Annotated in this window: 8 protein-coding genes and 5 pseudogenes; 8 read left to right on the top strand and 5 right to left on the bottom strand. The window is 50.9% G+C overall.

The window, feature by feature from the left end; all coding sequences use genetic code 11:
- Positions 1-126 precede the first annotated feature (126 nt).
- The 3 genes and pseudogenes from ACTBDZ_RS07560 to metG all read right to left on the bottom strand — a co-directional run.
- A pseudogene (locus tag ACTBDZ_RS07560) lies at positions 127-411 on the bottom strand (formate dehydrogenase subunit beta); the annotation flags it as partial.
- A gap of 11 nt (positions 412-422) precedes the next feature.
- Positions 423-1,955 (bottom strand): annotated as a pseudogene (locus tag ACTBDZ_RS07555) (molybdopterin dinucleotide binding domain-containing protein).
- Between the two features lie 456 nt (positions 1,956-2,411).
- Positions 2,412-4,439, bottom strand: a complete 2,028-nt coding sequence (metG, locus tag ACTBDZ_RS07550; protein ID WP_438814861.1) for a methionine--tRNA ligase — start codon at positions 4,437-4,439, stop codon at positions 2,412-2,414.
- 226 nt (positions 4,440-4,665) lie between these two features.
- Between metG and apbC the strand changes: the two genes are divergently transcribed.
- A complete protein-coding gene (apbC, locus tag ACTBDZ_RS07545; protein ID WP_438814860.1) occupies positions 4,666-5,775 on the top strand; it encodes an iron-sulfur cluster carrier protein ApbC in 1,110 nt (369 codons plus the stop codon).
- A 773-nt stretch (positions 5,776-6,548) separates the two neighbouring features.
- Here the strand turns inward: apbC and ACTBDZ_RS07540 are convergent.
- Positions 6,549-6,701, bottom strand: a complete 153-nt coding sequence (locus tag ACTBDZ_RS07540; protein ID WP_438814859.1) for a GIY-YIG nuclease family protein — start codon at positions 6,699-6,701, stop codon at positions 6,549-6,551.
- Between the two features lie 230 nt (positions 6,702-6,931).
- Here ACTBDZ_RS07540 and udk point away from each other — a divergent pair, with 230 nt between their 5' ends.
- The 4 genes and pseudogenes from udk to dcuC all read left to right on the top strand — a co-directional run bounded on the left by udk (position 6,932) and on the right by dcuC (position 11,795).
- Positions 6,932-7,573 (top strand): uridine kinase, encoded by a 642-nt coding sequence (udk, locus tag ACTBDZ_RS07535; RefSeq protein ID WP_196906238.1) that lies wholly within the window; start codon positions 6,932-6,934, stop codon positions 7,571-7,573.
- 37 nt (positions 7,574-7,610) lie between these two features.
- Positions 7,611-8,192, top strand: a complete 582-nt coding sequence (dcd, locus tag ACTBDZ_RS07530; protein WP_438814858.1) for a dCTP deaminase — start codon at positions 7,611-7,613, stop codon at positions 8,190-8,192.
- A gap of 44 nt (positions 8,193-8,236) precedes the next feature.
- On the top strand, positions 8,237-10,087 hold the full coding sequence (gene asmA, locus ACTBDZ_RS07525) for an outer membrane assembly protein AsmA (RefSeq protein ID WP_438814857.1): 1,851 nt from the start codon (positions 8,237-8,239) through the stop codon (positions 10,085-10,087).
- Positions 10,088-10,533: 446 nt separating this feature from the next.
- Positions 10,534-11,795, top strand: a pseudogene (dcuC, locus tag ACTBDZ_RS07520) (anaerobic C4-dicarboxylate transporter DcuC).
- Positions 11,796-11,842: 47 nt separating this feature from the next.
- Here the strand turns inward: dcuC and ACTBDZ_RS07515 are convergent.
- A pseudogene (locus ACTBDZ_RS07515) lies at positions 11,843-13,430 on the bottom strand (TerC family protein).
- 595 nt (positions 13,431-14,025) lie between these two features.
- Here ACTBDZ_RS07515 and wecA point away from each other — a divergent pair.
- The 3 genes and pseudogenes from wecA to ACTBDZ_RS07500 form a co-directional block, all read left to right on the top strand.
- Positions 14,026-15,111 (top strand): UDP-N-acetylglucosamine--undecaprenyl-phosphate N-acetylglucosaminephosphotransferase, encoded by a 1,086-nt coding sequence (gene wecA / locus ACTBDZ_RS07510; protein ID WP_438814856.1) that lies wholly within the window; start codon positions 14,026-14,028, stop codon positions 15,109-15,111.
- A gap of 114 nt (positions 15,112-15,225) precedes the next feature.
- The gene (locus tag ACTBDZ_RS07505) at positions 15,226-16,377 is read left to right on the top strand and encodes a polysaccharide export protein (protein WP_438814855.1); all 1,152 of its coding nucleotides are present in this window, start codon (positions 15,226-15,228) and stop codon (positions 16,375-16,377) included.
- Positions 16,378-16,892: 515 nt separating this feature from the next.
- Positions 16,893-17,273 (top strand): annotated as a pseudogene (locus tag ACTBDZ_RS07500) (GDP-mannose 4,6-dehydratase); the annotation flags it as partial.
- Positions 17,274-17,417 lie beyond the last annotated feature (144 nt).

Genomic DNA, 17,417 nt, shown 5'->3' with positions numbered 1-17,417 from the left:
CGATTTTTGCTCATTTTTATCTGGGCTATGCAAAACCCCTAAAATCTCACGAAAGCCGCGCGATTAAAGGCATCGCACCATCCTAGAACCTCCCCCTTAGCTATGTAAAAATGATCACCCCCCCACAATCAGCCACTCCAGACGATCGGCGCTTTCCACTTCAGAAAAGCGCATCACCGTCCAGGATTTGGCGCTCAGATCCATCGGGTTGTCATACACCCCGTGGTTATGGCCCACTTCGTCACGGATGTCATTCCACTCGGAGCAGGCTGCCTGACAGGCTTTACAGCCAATACAGGTGGTGACGTCAATCAGTTTGGCCACTTCACTTTTGTCGTTTCTCACGTGCGGTGGCGGTGTCAGGCTACTGGTAGCCGAACGTTGAATAATATCTTGAGATTGCATTGACATAGCGCGCTACCTTACACCTTTTCCACATTCACCAAAAACGCCTTGAACTCTGGCGTTTGCGAGTTAGCGTCACCGACGCTGGGCGTGAGGGTATTTGCCAGGAAGCCTTTGCGCGTGGTGCCTTCAAAGCCCCAGTGACAAGGTATCCCGGCGGTCTCAATCGCTTTACCGGCGACGGTCAAGGTCTTGATTCGTTTGGTGACCACCGCTTTGGCTTTGATGTAGCCGCGCTGGCAGGAAACCTTCACCTCATCCCCCGCTTTGATCCCTTTGCTCTGCGCCAGGTTTTCGCCAATTTCCACAAACTGCTCGGGTTGGATAATGGCGTTAATGCGCGCATGCTTGGTCCAGTGACGGAACAGCTCGGTAATGGAGTAAGTAGTGGCGACATACGGGAAGTCGCTTGCCTTGCCCATGGTTTTTGCATCGCGGGCAAACAGCCGCGCCGCCGGGCTGGAAACCACAGACGGGTGCAGCGGGTTGGTATCAAGCGGCGTTTCTACCGGTTCGTAGTGTTCCGGGAACGGGCCGTCGACCAGTTTGTCCATCGAAAACAGACGTGCCACGCCTTCCGGCAACATGATAAACGGCATCGCATCTTTGCCTGGCGGTACGGTAGCGGCGAAATCAGGCACGTCAATGCCTTGCCATTTCTGGCCGTTCCACTCCAGCAGTTTGCGCTTGCTGTCCCACGGTTTCCCTTGCAGGTCGGCGGAGGCGCGGTTGTACAGAATGCGGCGGTTTTGCGGCCAGCACCAGGCTCAGCCCGGCGTTGCCCCCAGTCCGGCATCGCTGTTGTCGCGGTTTGCCATCTGGTTGCCTTTTTCCGTCCAGCTACCGGCGTAAATCCAGCAGAAGCTGGATGTGGTGCCGTCGTCGCGCAACTGCGAGAAGTCTGCCAGCTGCTGGCCTTTTTTCAGGATCAGCGTGCCCTTGTCGTCATAAATATCCGCCAGCGCCATACCGTTACTTTCGCGCGCAATTTCTTCCGGCGTTGGGTCTTCCGGGTCCTGATAGTTCCAGTTGATGTTCATCAACGGTTCAGGGCATACGCCACCTTCTTCGCGATACAGTTCGCGCAGGTGCATCAGAAGTTTGCCGAGGATCTTCCCGTCGTGCAGCACTTCTGCCTTCATCAGGCGTGCAATACGATCAATAGCGTCATCCCAGCTAATGCGCTGCCATTTGTCGGAGCCTGGCGCGCGATACTCGGGGTGCTTCAAACGTCCTTCACTGTGGATGTAGTCAACCAGCCCCGCGCCTTTCGGACACAGCGAGCCACGGCTTACCGGATGATCCGGATCCCCCTCGATATGGTAAATGGCCGGTTTAGCGTTTTTCGCGCCATCACCCAGGCTGTACATCAACACACCGCACCCGACGGAGCAGTAGGTGCAGTTGTTACGAGTTTCCTTGGCGCGCAGTAATTTGTACTGACGTACCGATGCCATTGCTTCCGTGGGGGCAAAGCCCAGTGCGGCGAGGGTGGTGCCAGCCATTCCCCCTGCACAAACTTTAAAGAAACCTCTTCGATTGATTTGCATTAGTTTCCCTATGTGATTGTTTGTTTATTTTTTGTTGCAGGCAATTTAACAACACTCACGATAGGGGTTTTGCGCGAAATCAAAATTTAAGTATTTAAAACACCTTTTTACTCCTTTAAAGGTATGTTTTTATGGCAATACATAATTGATTATATAGCGTTTGGTTTCAGTTTTGTAATCTGATGGTTGTTTTTTCGCTGCAAAAATAGCCAAAATGGCAAAAAAAACGCCGTACAAAAAAGATACAATTGAGCAACAGAAAATGGCGGGGAATGCTACGTCTGTGAGATGTTTTGCCGTAAATAAAGGGTGGGAATGACAGAATAAATGCGTGAGCGGCAACGCCCCCTCCGTCATCCTCGACGCAAGCCGGGGATCTCAGACAGAAAGAGCGCGTTTCGCCTGTTCGGGATTCCCGCTTACGCGGGAATGACCATGTTATGTGTGTTTGATGGGTTACTTAACTTGCATTCCCGGCTGAGCACCGCTATCCGGGCTGAGCAGGAAAATTTCCTTGCCGCCAGGACCTGCGGCCATCACCATACCTTCCGATACGCCGAAGCGCATTTTACGCGGGGCCAGGTTGGCGACCATGATGGTCAAACGGCCTTCCAGCGCTTTCGGATCGGGGCAAGCTGTGCGGATGCCGGAGAAAATCTGGCGCGTTTCACCGCCGAGATCAAGCGTCAATCGTAGCAGCTTGTCAGAGCCCTCCACGAAATCTGCCCGCTTGATCAGCGCAATGCGCATATCCACTTTGGCAAAATCGTCAAAAGAGATGGTATCCTGAATTGGATCGTCAGCCAGCGGACCGGTCACTACCTTCTTGGCACTCATGTCCTCTTTGGAAGCATCAACCATCGCATTGACCCTATCGAGATCGATACGGTTGAACAACGCTTTGAACGCTTTCACGTCGTGACCTAGCAGCGGTTGTGCTACCGCATCCCATGTCAACGTAGTATTGAGGAACGCTTCGGCGCGCTCAGCCAGTGATGGCAATACCGGTTTCAGGTAGGTCATCAGCACACGGAACAGGTTGATCCCCATGGAGCAAATCGCCTGCAAATCCGCATCGCGGCCTTCTTCTTTTGCCACCACCCATGGGGCTTGTTCGTCCACATAGCGGTTGGCGATATCGGCCAGCGCCATGATCTCGCGGATGGCTTTGCCGGATTCTCGGTTAGCGTAGGCTTCGGCAATGCTGTCAGCCGCATTGACAAAAGTGGCATAAAGCTCGCCATCGGCCAGGGTTTCCGCCAGTTTGCCGCCAAAACGCTTATTGATGAAACCGGCGTTACGCGACGCGAGGTTAACCACTTTGTTAACGATATCGGCATTCACGCGTTGTACGAAATCTTCCAGATTGAGGTCGATATCGTCAATGCGTGACGACAGCTTGGCCGCGTAGTAATAACGCAGGCAATCGGCATCCAGATGTTGCAGATAGGTCTCGGCTTTGATAAAGGTGCCGCGCGATTTGGACATCTTGGCACCGTTTACCGTCACATAGCCGTGCACAAACAGGTTGGTCGGCTTGCGGAAACCGCTGCCTTCCAACATGGCAGGCCAGAACAGACTGTGGAAATAGACGATGTCTTTACCGATGAAATGGTACAGCTCAGCACTGCTCTTTTTACGCCAGAATTCATCAAAATCGATATCACCGCGCTTGTCGCACAGGTTTTTAAACGATCCCATGTAACCGATCGGTGCATCCAGCCAGACGTAGAAATATTTGCCCGGCGCATCCGGCACTTCGAAACCGAAGTAGGGCGCGTCGCGGGTGATATCCCACTGTTGCAGGCCGGCATCAAACCACTCTTGCATCTTGTTGGCGACCTGCTCCTGCAACGCACCGGAACGCGTCCAGGCTTGCAGCATTTCGCTGAATGCGGGCAAATCAAAGAAGAAGTGCTCTGACTCGCGCATCACCGGTGTCGCACCGGAAACCGCCGATTTCGGGTCGATCAGTTCCGTCGGGCTATAGGTCGCGCCGCACACTTCGCAGTTGTCACCATACTGATCGGCTGCTTTACATTTCGGGCAGGTGCCTTTGACGAAACGGTCCGGCAAGAACATGCCTTTTTCCGGATCGTAGAGCTGAGAAATGGTGCGGTTCTTGATAAAACCGTTCTCTTTCAAACGACGATAGATAAGACCGGACAACTCCCGGTTCTCTTCACTGTGGGTGGAGTGATAATTGTCGTAGCTAATCTGAAAGCCAGCGAAATCCCGCTGATGTTCCTGACTCACGTCCGCAATCATCTGCTCCGGTGCCACGCCCATCTGCTGTGCTTTCAACATGATTGGCGTACCGTGGGCGTCATCCGCACAGATAAAGTGAACCTGGTGACCGCGCATTCGCTGATAACGGACCCAGATATCAGCCTGGATATGCTCCAGCATGTGGCCGAGGTGGATTGATCCGTTAGCATAAGGCAACGCGCAGGTTACCAATATTTTCTTAGCGACTTGAGTCATAGTGGGGAACTTACTTTCTTTCATGATGATGAGAGGGAATCCCGATGTTAACCGATAGGCCCTTGTGGCGTAAACCGCTGTAAGCGGAAAACCCTGTCAAACGCGGGCAACGCGGCGTTCTCGTTGCCCGGGGCGATTTTTTCACTGAGGTCAACGATCGGGGCGGGGCATTCTGTTATGCTATGGCTGTTTTTCCACAAAATAATGAGAACGATAAGGAGCCGGGATGAACGCAACAATCCCTGAGCAGACCCCCGATACGCTGAAGGCACTGGTGACCGGTGTCCTCTCCACGTTTAAGCACCCGACGCTGAAAAATAACCTGACGACGCTCAATGCCTTGCATCACTGTGCCTTGCTGGATGAGGTGCTGCGCATCGAACTGGTGATGCCATTTGCCTGGTTGAGTGGGTTGGACGTATTAAAAGAAACCGTCAGCCCAGAGTTGATGCGTTTAACCGGTGCCAAAGATGTGGAATGGCGCCTGACACACAGTATTGCCACGCTGCGCCGTGTTAACAATCAGGCGGGTGTCAAAGGTGTTAAAAACATTATTGCCGTTAGCTCTGGCAAGGGCGGTGTGGGGAAATCCAGCACCGCAGTGAACCTGGCGTTGGCGCTGGCCGCAGAGGGCGCGTCGGTGGGTATTCTCGATGCCGACATCTATGGCCCGTCCATTCCGACCATGTTAGGCACTGCCAGCGAGCGCCCGACCTCGCCGGATGGTCAACACATGGCACCGATCATGGCTTATGGCTTGGCGACCAATTCTATCGGTTATCTGGTGACGGATGATAATGCGATGGTGTGGCGCGGCCCGATGTCGAGTAAAGCGCTGTTGCAACTGCTGCAAGATACGCTCTGGCCGGATCTCGATTATCTGGTATTGGATATGCCGCCGGGCACCGGGGATATCCAGTTGACGCTGGCGCAAAATGTGCCGGTGACGGGCGCAGTGGTGGTGACGACGCCGCAAGACATTGCGTTGGTGGATGCCATGAAGGGCATCACCATGTTTGAGAAAGTCAGCGTGCCGGTGTTGGGTATCGTCGAGAACATGAGCGTGCATATTTGCAGCCACTGCGGTCACCTGGAGCCGATTTTTGGCACCGGTGGTGCGCAGAAACTGGCGGAGAAATACAACTGTGCCCTGTTGGGGCAACTGCCGCTGCATATCTCTCTGCGTGAGGATCTCGATCGCGGTGAACCCACCGTTGCCAGCAAGCCTGACAGCGAGTTCACCTCACTGTATCGCGAACTGGCCGGGCAAGTGGCTGCGCAGCTTTACTGGCAGGGTGAAGTCATTCCGACCGAGATTTCGTTTCGAGCTGTGTGACTGGTTACAGGAGTGGGGACGTGTGGCGTTCCCACACTCTCTTTGTCATTCCCCTTTTTCCTTTGTTTTTCTTGTACTTTCTCTGTCATTCCCGCGCAGGCGGGAATCTCTGACGAGCGAAACGCGTTCTTTCTGCCAAAGATCCCCGGCTTTCGCCGAGGGTGACGGATGAGTGTTTGCCGTTTTCGCTTTTTCTTCGTCATTCCCGCGCAGGCGGGAATCTCTGACGAGCGAAACGCGTTCTTTCTGCCAAAGATCCCCGGCCTTCGCCGAGGATGACGGATGAGTGTTTGTCGTTTTCGCTTTTTCTTCGTCATTCCCGTGCAGGCGGGAATCTCTGACTGGCGCAACGCGTGCATTCTGCCTGAGATCCCCGGCTTTCGCCGAGGATGACAGAGGATGACAGATGAGTGTTTGCCGTTTCCGCTTTCTTCGTCATTCCCGCGCAGGCGGGAATCTCTGACTGGCGCAACGCGTTCTTTCTGCCAAAGATCCCTGGCTTTCGCCGAGGATGACGGATGAGTGTTTGCCGTTTCCGCTTTTTCTTCGTCATTCCCGCGCAGGCGGGAATCTCTGACTGGCGCAACGCGTTCTTTCTGCCTGAGATCCCCGGCTTTCGCCGAGGATGACGGAGGGGACATTCAGAACAGAGTGAAGAATAAGTCATTCCACAAAGGGTTGGCAGCCTCGATCAAGTTAACTTTCCACGCCCGCCTCCATTTTTTTAATTGCTTCTCCCGCTGAATCGCCATGAGCATACTTTCAGTATGTTATTAATAAACAAGCTGATTTACATTGTATCGATGGGTAAAACCTCGTTTTTTCAGATTATTATGCTGCCAGATGCGCCGTATCAAATTGCTGGTGACACCGATGTAAAGCGTGCCATTCGGTTTGTTGGTTAATATATAGACACTCGGCGGCATTCTTATTCACCTGGCATATTAAGAACTCCGTTGTAACTGATCTTCACCGTGACGTCTTTCGTTATCCTTGAATATAGCGACCGTGCTCACCTATCCTTTTGCAAACCAGAAATGACCATGAGTAGAGCTGGCGCTGCCTGCCTTAACTCCCTATAATTCGCTCGTTACTGTTTGTTTACCCGTTACTATGCCATTCGGCATTTCCCTCATTTATCAGGTCATTTATTGTCATGGCTGCGACGTCTCACCAGTGTGTCATCATCGGAATTGCAGGAGCATCCGCTTCTGGCAAAAGTCTTATTTCCAGTACGCTCTATCGCGAGTTGCGCGATCAGGTGGGGGATGAGCATATCGGGGTCATCCCGGAAGACAGTTATTATAAAGATCAAAGCCATCTGAGCATGGAAGAGCGGGTGAAAACCAACTACGACCACCCCAATGCCATGGACCATGACCTGCTGTTAACGCATCTGAAAATGCTCAAAGCCGGACAAGCGATTGAGTTGCCACAGTACAGTTACGTTGAGCATACCCGCAAGCAAGAGACGGTACGCTTGCTGCCGAAGAAAGTGATCATTCTGGAAGGTATCTTGTTACTCACGGAAGTCCGCCTGCGCGCTGAGCTGAATTTTTCTATTTTTGTCGATACCCCGTTGGATATCTGCTTGCTGCGTCGTATGCGCCGTGATGTGAACGAACGCGGTCGCTCCATGGACTCGGTCATGGAGCAGTATCAAAAAACGGTACGCCCGATGTTTTTGCAATTTATTGAACCGTCGAAGCAATATGCAGATATTATCGTGCCACGCGGCGGTAAAAACCGTATTGCGATTGATATTCTGAAAGCCAAAATCAGTCAGTTTTTTGAATAATTCACCGAAGACGACGTAAACGAGAAAAGGGAACAACATGAGACTGTGCGATCGCGACATAGAAAGCTGGCTAGACGATGGACGCCTGGTTATCACCCCCCGTCCTCCCGTTGAACGAATCAACGGTGCAACGCTGGATGTGCTGCTGGGCAATCAGTTTCGCGTTTTCAGCGGACACACAGCCGCATTTATCGATCTAAGCGGTCCAAAAGATGAAGTCAGCGCGGCGCTCGATCGCGTGATGAGCGATGAAATCAACTTGCCGGAAGGCGAAGCGTTTTTCCTGCATCCCGGCGAACTGGCGCTGGCGGTGACGTTGGAATCGGTGACATTGCCGGACAATCTGGTGGGCTGGCTCGACGGTCGCTCATCGTTGGCGCGCCTGGGATTAATGGTTCACGTTACTGCGCATCGCATCGATCCCGGCTGGCAGGGTAGAATTGTGCTGGAGTTCTATAATTCAGGTAAGCTACCGTTGGCATTACGTCCTGGCATGATTATCGGTGCGTTGAGTTTTGAACCGCTCTCTGGCCCAGCCGCGCGCCCCTACAACCGTCGTGAAGATGCAAAATACAAAGATCAGCAGGGCGCTGTGGCGAGCCGAATCGATAAGGATTGATCGCCAGTGCATAATGCTGTTGCACTGATTGTTGGGAGGATGGCATGAAAAGAGTGTTGACGACGCTGGCGATTTTGCTTGTGGTGCTGGCTGTCGGTATGACGGCGCTGGTCATGCTGGTGAACCCCAACGATTTTCGCGCTTACATGGTAAGCCAGGTTGATGCCCGCAGCGGATACCGTTTGCAGTTGGAGGGGGATCTCCGCTGGCACGTTTGGCCGCAGCTCAGTATTCTTTCCGGCGGTATGTCGCTAACCGCACCGGGAGCGGCGGCACCGATTGTCAGTGCAGAAAACATGCGTCTGGATGTCAAACTCTGGCCGCTATTGTCACATCGTCTGGAAGTGAAGCAGGTGATGCTGAAAGGAGCGGTGGTGCGCTTAACGCCTGAAAGCGAAGCGCATCGCTCCAGCACCGCACCCATTGCGCCAGCCGGTTCGTCAACGCCGGAAGAGACGCGCAATTGGCGACTTGCCATTAATCAGTTGAAAATCGTGGATAGCCTGTTGATTTTGCAACGCGGTGACGACGAACAGCTCAACGTGCGCGATATCAACCTCACGTTGGAAGAGAGCAGTGAGCGCCAACTGGCGCTGGAATTGACCAGCCGCATTAATCGCGATCAGCGCGACCTTGCCGTATCACTTCAGGCGAATCTCGATATGCAGCACTATCCGCAGCAAATCGACGCCAGTATCGAACAATTTCAATACCAACTTCAGGGCGCAGGTATTCCTGTTGGTGGCATCAGCGGCAGTGGTAGCCTTCAAGCCAGTTATCAACAAGCTGCTGGTGCTACTCAGCCAGAAAAAGTCACAGTAAGTCAGTTCACGCTGGCGGCAAGTGATAATCAACTGAGCGGGAATGCGACAGCAATCCTGGGCAATCACCCTGAATATACGCTGGACATCAACGCGGCGCGGCTAAACCTTGATGCGCTGCTGGGCAGTGCGTTAACGGCACAAACGCAAAACGCTACGCCGGCCGCGATCAAGACCGTTACGCCGGTGGTCTCGACGGAGCGTGGGCTGAGTGAGGGTGATGCCTTATGGCAATCGTTCAGTGCGCAGTTGGCATTGCAGGTAGACACGCTTATCTACCGTGGCCTGACCTTCAGCAAGGTAAACCTCAACGCGGTTAATCAGGCTGGCGTACTGACTCTTTCCTCGTTGCAGAGCGAGCTTAACGACGGGCGTATCGCACTGACCGGAAAAATGGATGCGAAGGCCACACCTAAAATCACTTTGCAACCCACTATTGAGGGTGTGAGCGTTGAGCCGCTGACAGTAGCGTTTGCGTTGCCGCAAACGGTCAGTGGCAAACTGTCGTTAAAGGGACAGTTTAGTGGCGATGCTTTCTCGCTGGATGCATTGATGCGTCAGTGGCGGGGTAACGCGACATTGAGTGTGGACAACCTGCGTTTTCAGGGCGTGAATATTCAGCAGATGATTCAGTTGGCGGTGGTGCGTAACAACAGCAATGTGCAGGCGTTAGAGCGCTACGATCGTTATACCGACATTACGCGGTTGACCGGCAATGCCGATCTCAATGCAGGCAAACTGCGGGTAAGTGATATCACCGGTCAATCTGCGCTGCTGTCACTCACCGGTATCAGCCAGTTTGATCTCCCTGCTCAACAATGTGACATGAATTTTAACGTGCGCATTACCGACGGCTGGCGTGGCAACGAGCAGTTAGTGGAGATTTTAAAATCTACCAGCGTACCGCTGCGTATTTATGGTCCGATCAATAACCTGAGCTATCAACTGCAAGTCGATCAGTTGCTGCGTAAACGCCTTCAGGATGAGATGAAAAAGCGGCTCAATGAGTGGGCAGACAAAAACCAGCAGAGCCAGACCGGCAAAGGGCTAAAACAGCTTCTCGACAAGCTTTGATTGCCTATTTTGATTGCCTATATCGTGGTCTTAAAAGCGACGGCGATAAATAGGGGGGACTCATTATCTCCGTCCCCCTTCGCCAATCAAGAACGCCATTCGTCATTCCCGCTCTTCACCCGTCATTCCCGCCAAGGCGGGAATCTCCCACAGACTAAACGCATTTCCGCTGGCAGAGGTCTCCGGCTTTCGCCGGGAACGACAGAGAGTGCTGCCAAGATATCCATGATCGCTAATGGTTTTTTTTCTTTCAATACGCCAATAGGTAGTTTATTAACCTTATCTCGCTTACGGAAATAAACTTTACTTCTTTGATCTTTGCCATTTGTAGTTTTTCTACAAATCAGTAAACTTCCCTGCTTTTATCACGTTTTCTTATACCAGAGCGCTATTTGATGTCTGCACGTCAGGCATTTGTTTACGTTCACTTTCTACAGAGAAACATCATGATCGAACTGCTTATAGGTGTTGTTGTGACGGTGCTGGTGGGCCGTTACATCATTAAAGGCTATTCCGCGACCGGCGTTCTGATGGCAGGCGGGTTGCTGCTGCTGTTGATCAGCGTGCTGATGGGGAAAAGCGTACTGCCCGCCAGTGCGAAATCCACGGTGTGGTGCTTAACGGATATTGTTGAATACGTCAAAATTCTGCTGATGAGCCGCGGCGGCGACCTCGGCATGATGATCATGGTACTGTACGGTTTTGCCGCCTACATGACGCATATTGGTGCCAATGATGTTGTGGTAAAACTGGTTTCACGCCCGCTGAAAGTGATCAACTCCCCTTATTTGCTGATGATTGCCGCCTATTTCGTGGCCTGCCTGATGTCACTCGCTTCATCTGCCACCGGATTGGGTGTGTTGCTGATGGCAACGTTGTTCCCAGTCATGGTGAATGTGGGCATCAGCCGTGGTGCGGCGGCGGCTATTTGCGCCTCGCCAGCGGCATTGATCCTGTCGCCGACCTCTGGCGACGTGGTGCTGGCGGCACAGGCTTCGCAAATGAAGCTGGTGGATTTTGCCTTTAAGGTGACGCTGCCGATCTCCATTGCCGCCATTGTGTCTATGGCTATTGCCCACTTCTTCTGGCAGCGCTATATCGACCGAAAAGAGAACATCAGCCACGAAATGGTCGAAGCGAAAGACATTGAAACCAATGCGCCGCGCCTGTACGCCATTTTGCCGTTCACGCCGATCATCGGTGTGCTGATTTTTGATGGCAAGTGGGGGCCGGAATTGCACATTATCACCATTCTGGTGATCTGCATGCTGCTGGCTGCTATGTGTGAATTCCTGCGTTTCTTTAACGCCAAAACCATTTACGCTGGGCTGGATGTCTCTAAGGGTATGGCCGAAGCCTTCTCCAGCGTTGTGGTGTTGTTGGTTGCTGCCGGTGTGTTTGCTCAGGGGTTGAGCACCATCGGCTTTATCAGCGGTTTGATTGGGTTGGTGCAATCCTTTGGCAGCGGCGCTCTGCTTATCATGCTAGTGCTGGTAGTGATCACCATGTTGGCGGCAATGACCACCGGGTCGGGTAACGCACAGCTTCTAACCTTGGCAGAACCATTTCTCCGGTGTCTGGCGTAGTGGTTGCGGTGGCAGGGATGGCGAAGGTTTCGCCGTTTGAAGTGGTAAAACGCACATCAGTGCCGGTATTGGTCGGGCTGATTGTGGTAGTGGTTGCTACGGAAATTTTGATTCCGGCTTAAGGCAAATGGACATCCCTCACTGTGTATCGGTGGGGGATGCTTCACTTTTATACCTCATAACCCTGCTCAGGCGTGTGCTCCTGAGTGATTGCCACTTTAACAATACGGTGGCTCTCCATGCTTAATATCTTGAAGCGATAGCCATCGATGGTGAGCTCATCGCCCTCTTGCGGCACGCTCTGCGAATATTCCATCATCAACCCTACCAGCGTGTAGTACTCGCGTTTTTCATCAAGAGTAAGGGGGATATACATGGCGAGATCTTCCAGCGGCGTATAGCCGTTGGCAATCCAACTCCCGTCTTCATTTTGCGTGATATCGTGACGCGCATCGACATCTTCTCCCTCAACCGGCAGATTACCAGCGATGGTTTCCATTACATCGCTCAGCGTCACAATACCTTCCACCGAACCAAATTCATCTACCACAAATGCGAAGTGGGTTTTTGCCGTTCTGAACTGCTCTAGCGCCTGTAGCAAAGAGATCTGATCAGGGAACACCAGCGGCTGGCGCACCAGCTTATGCAGATCGAGCGGTTCATGGCGCAACTGTTGTTGCAGCAGGGAGGCTACGTGCACGATGCCCACCGGTTCATCTGAGGTAGGGCTATCCATCACTACCAGTCGCGTATGCGGGCTTTTCTCCAACAGCGCTGCCAGCGCATCTTGGGGAGACTGAAGCTCAACGGCGATGATATCGTGGCGGGATGTCATGATGCTGCTGACGCTACGCTGCCCCATGCCGAGCACGCGTTCGATCATGCGCCGTTCCTGACGGTTGAACACGGCATTACCGCTTTGTGCGTTGTCGCCAATCAGGTCCGAGGTTTGGTTATTCAATTCCGCATCTTCATGCTCGCCGCGCAGGATTTTCAGGATCACATCGGCGGTACGCTGGCGCAGCGGCACATCAGAGGTGAGGAAACGGCGGCGGTTAAACTGAGCAACCTGATTTAGCACCTCAATCAATACGGAGAAACCAATCGCTGCATAGAGGTAGCCTTTAGGAATATGGTAACTGAAGCCATCTGCGACCAGACTAAAGCCGATCATCAGCAAAAAGCTGAGGCAAAGAATGACGATAGTCGGGTGAGCGTTTACAAATCGGGTTAACGGCTTGCTGGCGAGCAGCATTAATCCAATGGCGATGGTGACGGCAGACATCATCACCAGCAGATGATCCGTCATGCCGACAGCGGTAATCACCGAATCAAGCGAAAAGATGGCATCCAGAATTACAATTTGCGTCACAACTGCCCAAAAGCGCGCTCTTTTACGCTGGCCATGCTGCTCCTGATCTTTGCCTTCTAACCGCTCATTGAGTTCTACCGTGGCCTTGAACAGCAGAAACAGCCCGCCAATCACCATAAATGATATCGCGCGCGCTAAACGGCTGTTGAAACAGGATGAAAAGCGGGGCTGTGAGGGAAACCAGCCAAGACATAGAGGCAAGCAGCACCAGACGCATCAATAGCGCGAGTGACAGACCGACGACGCGGGCACGATCTCTGAGTTTTTCGGGGAGTTTTTCCGCCAGAATGGCAATAAAGACAAGGTTATCGATACCTAATACCAGTTCCAACACCACAAGCGTTGCCAAACCGGCCCAGATAGTGGGATCAGCGATCCACTCCATATAAATTTTTTCACCTTCATCAACCAGAACCGATATAGGGTAGCAGCGCAGCCCGCATTGAACCAGCATTTGTGGGGACATTGCCCGCCAGACAACATTTTCATAAAATCATTGCAAACATAATTACTTTATTTACAACTATTTAGCATTGTAACCTGCTGATTTAAAATCGATAACTTTCAAAAAACGATATCTAGCCACGCGCAAGAGTGCTAGCATTTGTAAGGAATTATTAAATAAAACCGTTTTGTTTAAAAAACACTCAAACATAAAAAGACATGTGATTTCCTAAGGTTATTGCAGTTTTGTTGCGCGGGATAGGCCTAATCTGAAAATCTTTGTAAATCCACGAACTTTCTGTACAGAGTGAAATGTGCTCCATACTATAGTGGCGTGCGCGGCACTATAGAGTCTTTTTCTGAAAGTTTTGTGGTTTTTTTTTGCTTGACTAGCCCGTAACAATAAATAAGTACCCAGGAATCATAATGTGGCCCACGGATGGTATTCCGTATTTTAACAGCACGTTGACGGCTATAAGCCAAGGGCGGTAGCGTGCCCGGTGCGAAGTAACTTCACGGTTGATGATGGTGCAAAAATGCAAGAAATTACGGTTATCTTTATAAGCGCTTTTATTGCGCTTTTTCTGGCAAGAAAAACAGCAATAAAAGTAGGGTTAGTGGATAAACCGAACTCGCGCAAAAAACACCGCGGGCACATCCCCCTCGTGGGGGGCGTTTCTATTTATCTCTCCCTGTGGATCCTCTATGCCCTTCATTCTGAATGGCTACCCGATTTTTCTCTCTATATGGTCTGCGCCAGTGCGTTACTTTTCGTTGGCGTGCTGGACGACCGCTTCGATCTCCCTGTTATGCCTCGTATCTTCCTGCAAGCGCTGGTAGCCAGCATCATGATGTATTCCGGGCTTCATCTTGCGAGCCTGGGTAACATTCTGTTTGGTTATGAATTGGTGCTGGGGTGGGCGGGCTACGCAGTGACGCTGCTCGCCGTCTGGGGCGCTATCAATGCTTTCAACATGGTCGATGGCATCGATGGCTTACTGGGAGCACTCTCTTGCGTCACCTTTGGTGCGCTGGCCGTGATGTTTTATCTGGATGGTGAGCATGAACTGGCGCAGTGGAGTTTATGCCTGTTGGCTGCATCCATTCCTTATATTCTTCTCAATCTCGGTATCCCCTGGGGACAAAAATTTAAAGTCTTTATGGGCGATGCTGGCAGCACCTTGATTGGCTTCACCGTTATCTGGTTGCTGATTGTCGCCACACAAGGTGACGCTGTAATACGCCCGGTGACTGCATTATGGTTTATCGCCGTGCCGCTGATGGACATGGTCACCATCATGACGCGCCGGATTCGCCGTGGCGACAGCCCCTTCAAGCCCGATCGCGAGCATCTTCATCATATTTTACTGCGTGCGGGGCTGGGGCCGCGTCAAACCCTGTTAGCCATTGTTGGTGTGGCGTTTATCTTTGCGCTGGTAGGTATTATTGGCGAGCGTGCAGGAATCCGAGAGTCTGTTATGCTTAGCCTGTTTTTACTGGCATTCGTCGGCTATTTCTGGTCAATTACCCGGGTATGGCGTTTGCTGACGTGGGCTCGCCGCGGTAGTGACCAGTCCGAGAGTTTGCACAGCAAAGTGAGCCAAACGCCACTGAACAAGTAATTTACCCGTTTTTACAGCCGTAACTCATGGAATCAATAGCACCCGAATTCTTTATGATAGAGGCAGAGGATCGGCGGCAACTTATAACTTATTAAAAGTGATAGCATAAACAGGATGATAGCTTACAAAAGAAAAGTGATACCGTTAATGGTATCTGTCGTGTTGCTGAGCGGTTGTACCATTTTTCCTGGTTCGCATTTGACGACCAGCGGCAAAGAAGTCATCAAACAGCAGGATGCAGATTTCAACATCAGTAAACTGGTCAACGTTTACCCGATGACGCCTTATCTGATTGAGAAAATGCGGGCAAAACCGCTGGTAGCACAGGTTAACTCCGCATTGGATCGTGAACTAAAAAGCTACGAATATCATATAGGCGTCGGTGACGTACTGATGATAACCGTATGGGATCACCCTGAATTGACCACCCCAGCAGGTACCTACCGTACAGCGGCAGATACCGGCAACTGGGTTCACTCGGATGGCACTATCTTCTACCCCTACATTGGTAAAGTGACGGTGGCGGGTAAAACGGTCACCCAGGTACGCGATGAGATCATGGGCCGCCTGGCACAATATATTGAATCGCCACAAGTGGAAGTAAGCATTGCCGCGTTCCGTTCACAGAAAGTGTATGTTTCTGGTGAAGTGGCCACTTCTGGTCAGCAGGCCGTTACCAACGTGCAGCTCACTATTCTGGATGCCATCAACAAAGCGGGTGGGCTGACGGAAAACGCCGACTGGCGCAACGTGGTGCTCACCCACAACGGGCAGGAAAAACGCATTTCCCTCCAGGCGCTGATGCAAAACAGCGACTTGTCTCAGAACCAACTTCTCTACCCTGGCGATATCCTTTATGTGCCGCGTAACGACGGCCTGAAGGTGTTTGTTATGGGGGAAGTGAAAAAGCAAAGCACGCTGAAAATGGACCGCAGCGGCATGACGCTCACCGAAGCGTTAGGCAATGCGGAAGGGATGGATCAGGCCATGTCTGATGCCACCGGTGTGTTTGTTATCCGTCCACTACGTGGCTCACAAGGTCCTAAACTGGCCGATATTTATCAGCTCAACACCGCTGATGCTACCGCACTAGTGATGGGTACCGAGTTCCAGTTACAACCCTATGATGTGGTGTACGTAACTACCGCACCGATTGTGCGTTGGAACCGCGTTGTGTCACAGCTGGTGCCGACCATCTCTGGCTTTAACGACCTGACCGAAGGCGCATTGCGTATTCGCACTTGGGTCTTGTATTCAGTGAGTTGATACAGCATCAAACGTAATACTCGCGTTCGATGCTGTATCAACTCACTGAATACAAGACCGTTGCCTCCCAACAAAACATACTGATATTGTAAAGTTCTCAAAGATGAGGAGCCCTTTAAGTCATCCTGCGACCGTTTTTAGAAAAAGCATAATACTATCTGTTGGGGGGTATCCTAATTTCCGTAAGGCTCAGGACTATGCTCTTTGGTCATTGCTAATTGTTAATGGATACAAGTTGGCAAATATTCCTAATATTTTGGTGCGTATGAGAACTGGTAACGATTTGTTTAATCGGCGAGGTTTTTCTTATTTCAAAGGGGAGCTTGAAATTATGAAATTTAAAAAAAATCGGTCATTTATCCATGTTGCGCTTCATTTTAATGCTGTGTTGAGATTTTTTATAAGATGCTCTCCAAATAATTTAAAAAAAGTTTTTACTCATTAAGATAGTATTCATATAGTGATTTTTAGTCATAAAATAAATTTACTTGATAACTTAATATTGAGATGGCTTAATGAAATATTTAATAACAGGTGCGGCAGGGTTTATAGGGTATCATTTGTCTTTGAAATTATTAGGATTCGGTCATGAAGTAATTGGAATTGATAACTTAAATGATTATTATGATGTGACTTTAAAAAATAAAAGATTAAATAATCTTAAGAAATTTTCTCTTTTTAGTTTTTTTTCGTATGATTTACTAGAGTTCAAATATCTTGATGAGTTATTTAGAACTGAAAAATTCGATTTTGTTATTCATTTGGCTGCGCAAGCTGGTGTTCGCTATTCTCTCGAAAAACCATTTTCTTATTCAGATATCAATATAATAGGTTTTCTTAATATATTAGAGTGTTGCCGCTCACAGCAAGTGAAACATTTGTTATATGCATCCTCTAAATAACTGTTCCGAATAGTAGATCCGTCATTCCGCACCTACTTTAAGAATAAATTCGACGGTATCGCTCGCCGAGAACATCAACGATGGTCTTGTGAATAGAATTGAGGTTGGATACTTGTGGTGGTCTGTCACCAATACTGA

The organism is Symbiopectobacterium sp., assembly GCF_051710365.1.
In the GTDB taxonomy this organism is placed as follows: Bacteria; Pseudomonadota; Gammaproteobacteria; order Enterobacterales; family Enterobacteriaceae; genus Symbiopectobacterium.
The sequence above is the reverse complement of the archived record's forward strand: the minus strand, read 5'-3'. Positions and strand labels throughout refer to the sequence as shown.

Excerpts from the sequence above, each read along its gene's own strand:
- metG (WP_438814861.1), bottom strand. The coding sequence starts at position 4,439 with ATGACTCAAGTCGCTAAGAAAATATTGGTAACCTGCGCGTTGCCTTAT.
- apbC (WP_438814860.1), top strand. The coding sequence starts at position 4,666 with ATGAACGCAACAATCCCTGAGCAGACCCCCGATACGCTGAAGGCACTG.
- ACTBDZ_RS07540 (WP_438814859.1), bottom strand. The coding sequence starts at position 6,701 with ATGCCGCCGAGTGTCTATATATTAACCAACAAACCGAATGGCACGCTT.
- udk (WP_196906238.1), top strand. The coding sequence starts at position 6,932 with ATGGCTGCGACGTCTCACCAGTGTGTCATCATCGGAATTGCAGGAGCA.
- dcd (WP_438814858.1), top strand. The coding sequence starts at position 7,611 with ATGAGACTGTGCGATCGCGACATAGAAAGCTGGCTAGACGATGGACGC.
- asmA (WP_438814857.1), top strand. The coding sequence starts at position 8,237 with ATGAAAAGAGTGTTGACGACGCTGGCGATTTTGCTTGTGGTGCTGGCT.
- wecA (WP_438814856.1), top strand. The coding sequence starts at position 14,026 with ATGCAAGAAATTACGGTTATCTTTATAAGCGCTTTTATTGCGCTTTTT.
- ACTBDZ_RS07505 (WP_438814855.1), top strand. The coding sequence starts at position 15,226 with ATGATAGCTTACAAAAGAAAAGTGATACCGTTAATGGTATCTGTCGTG.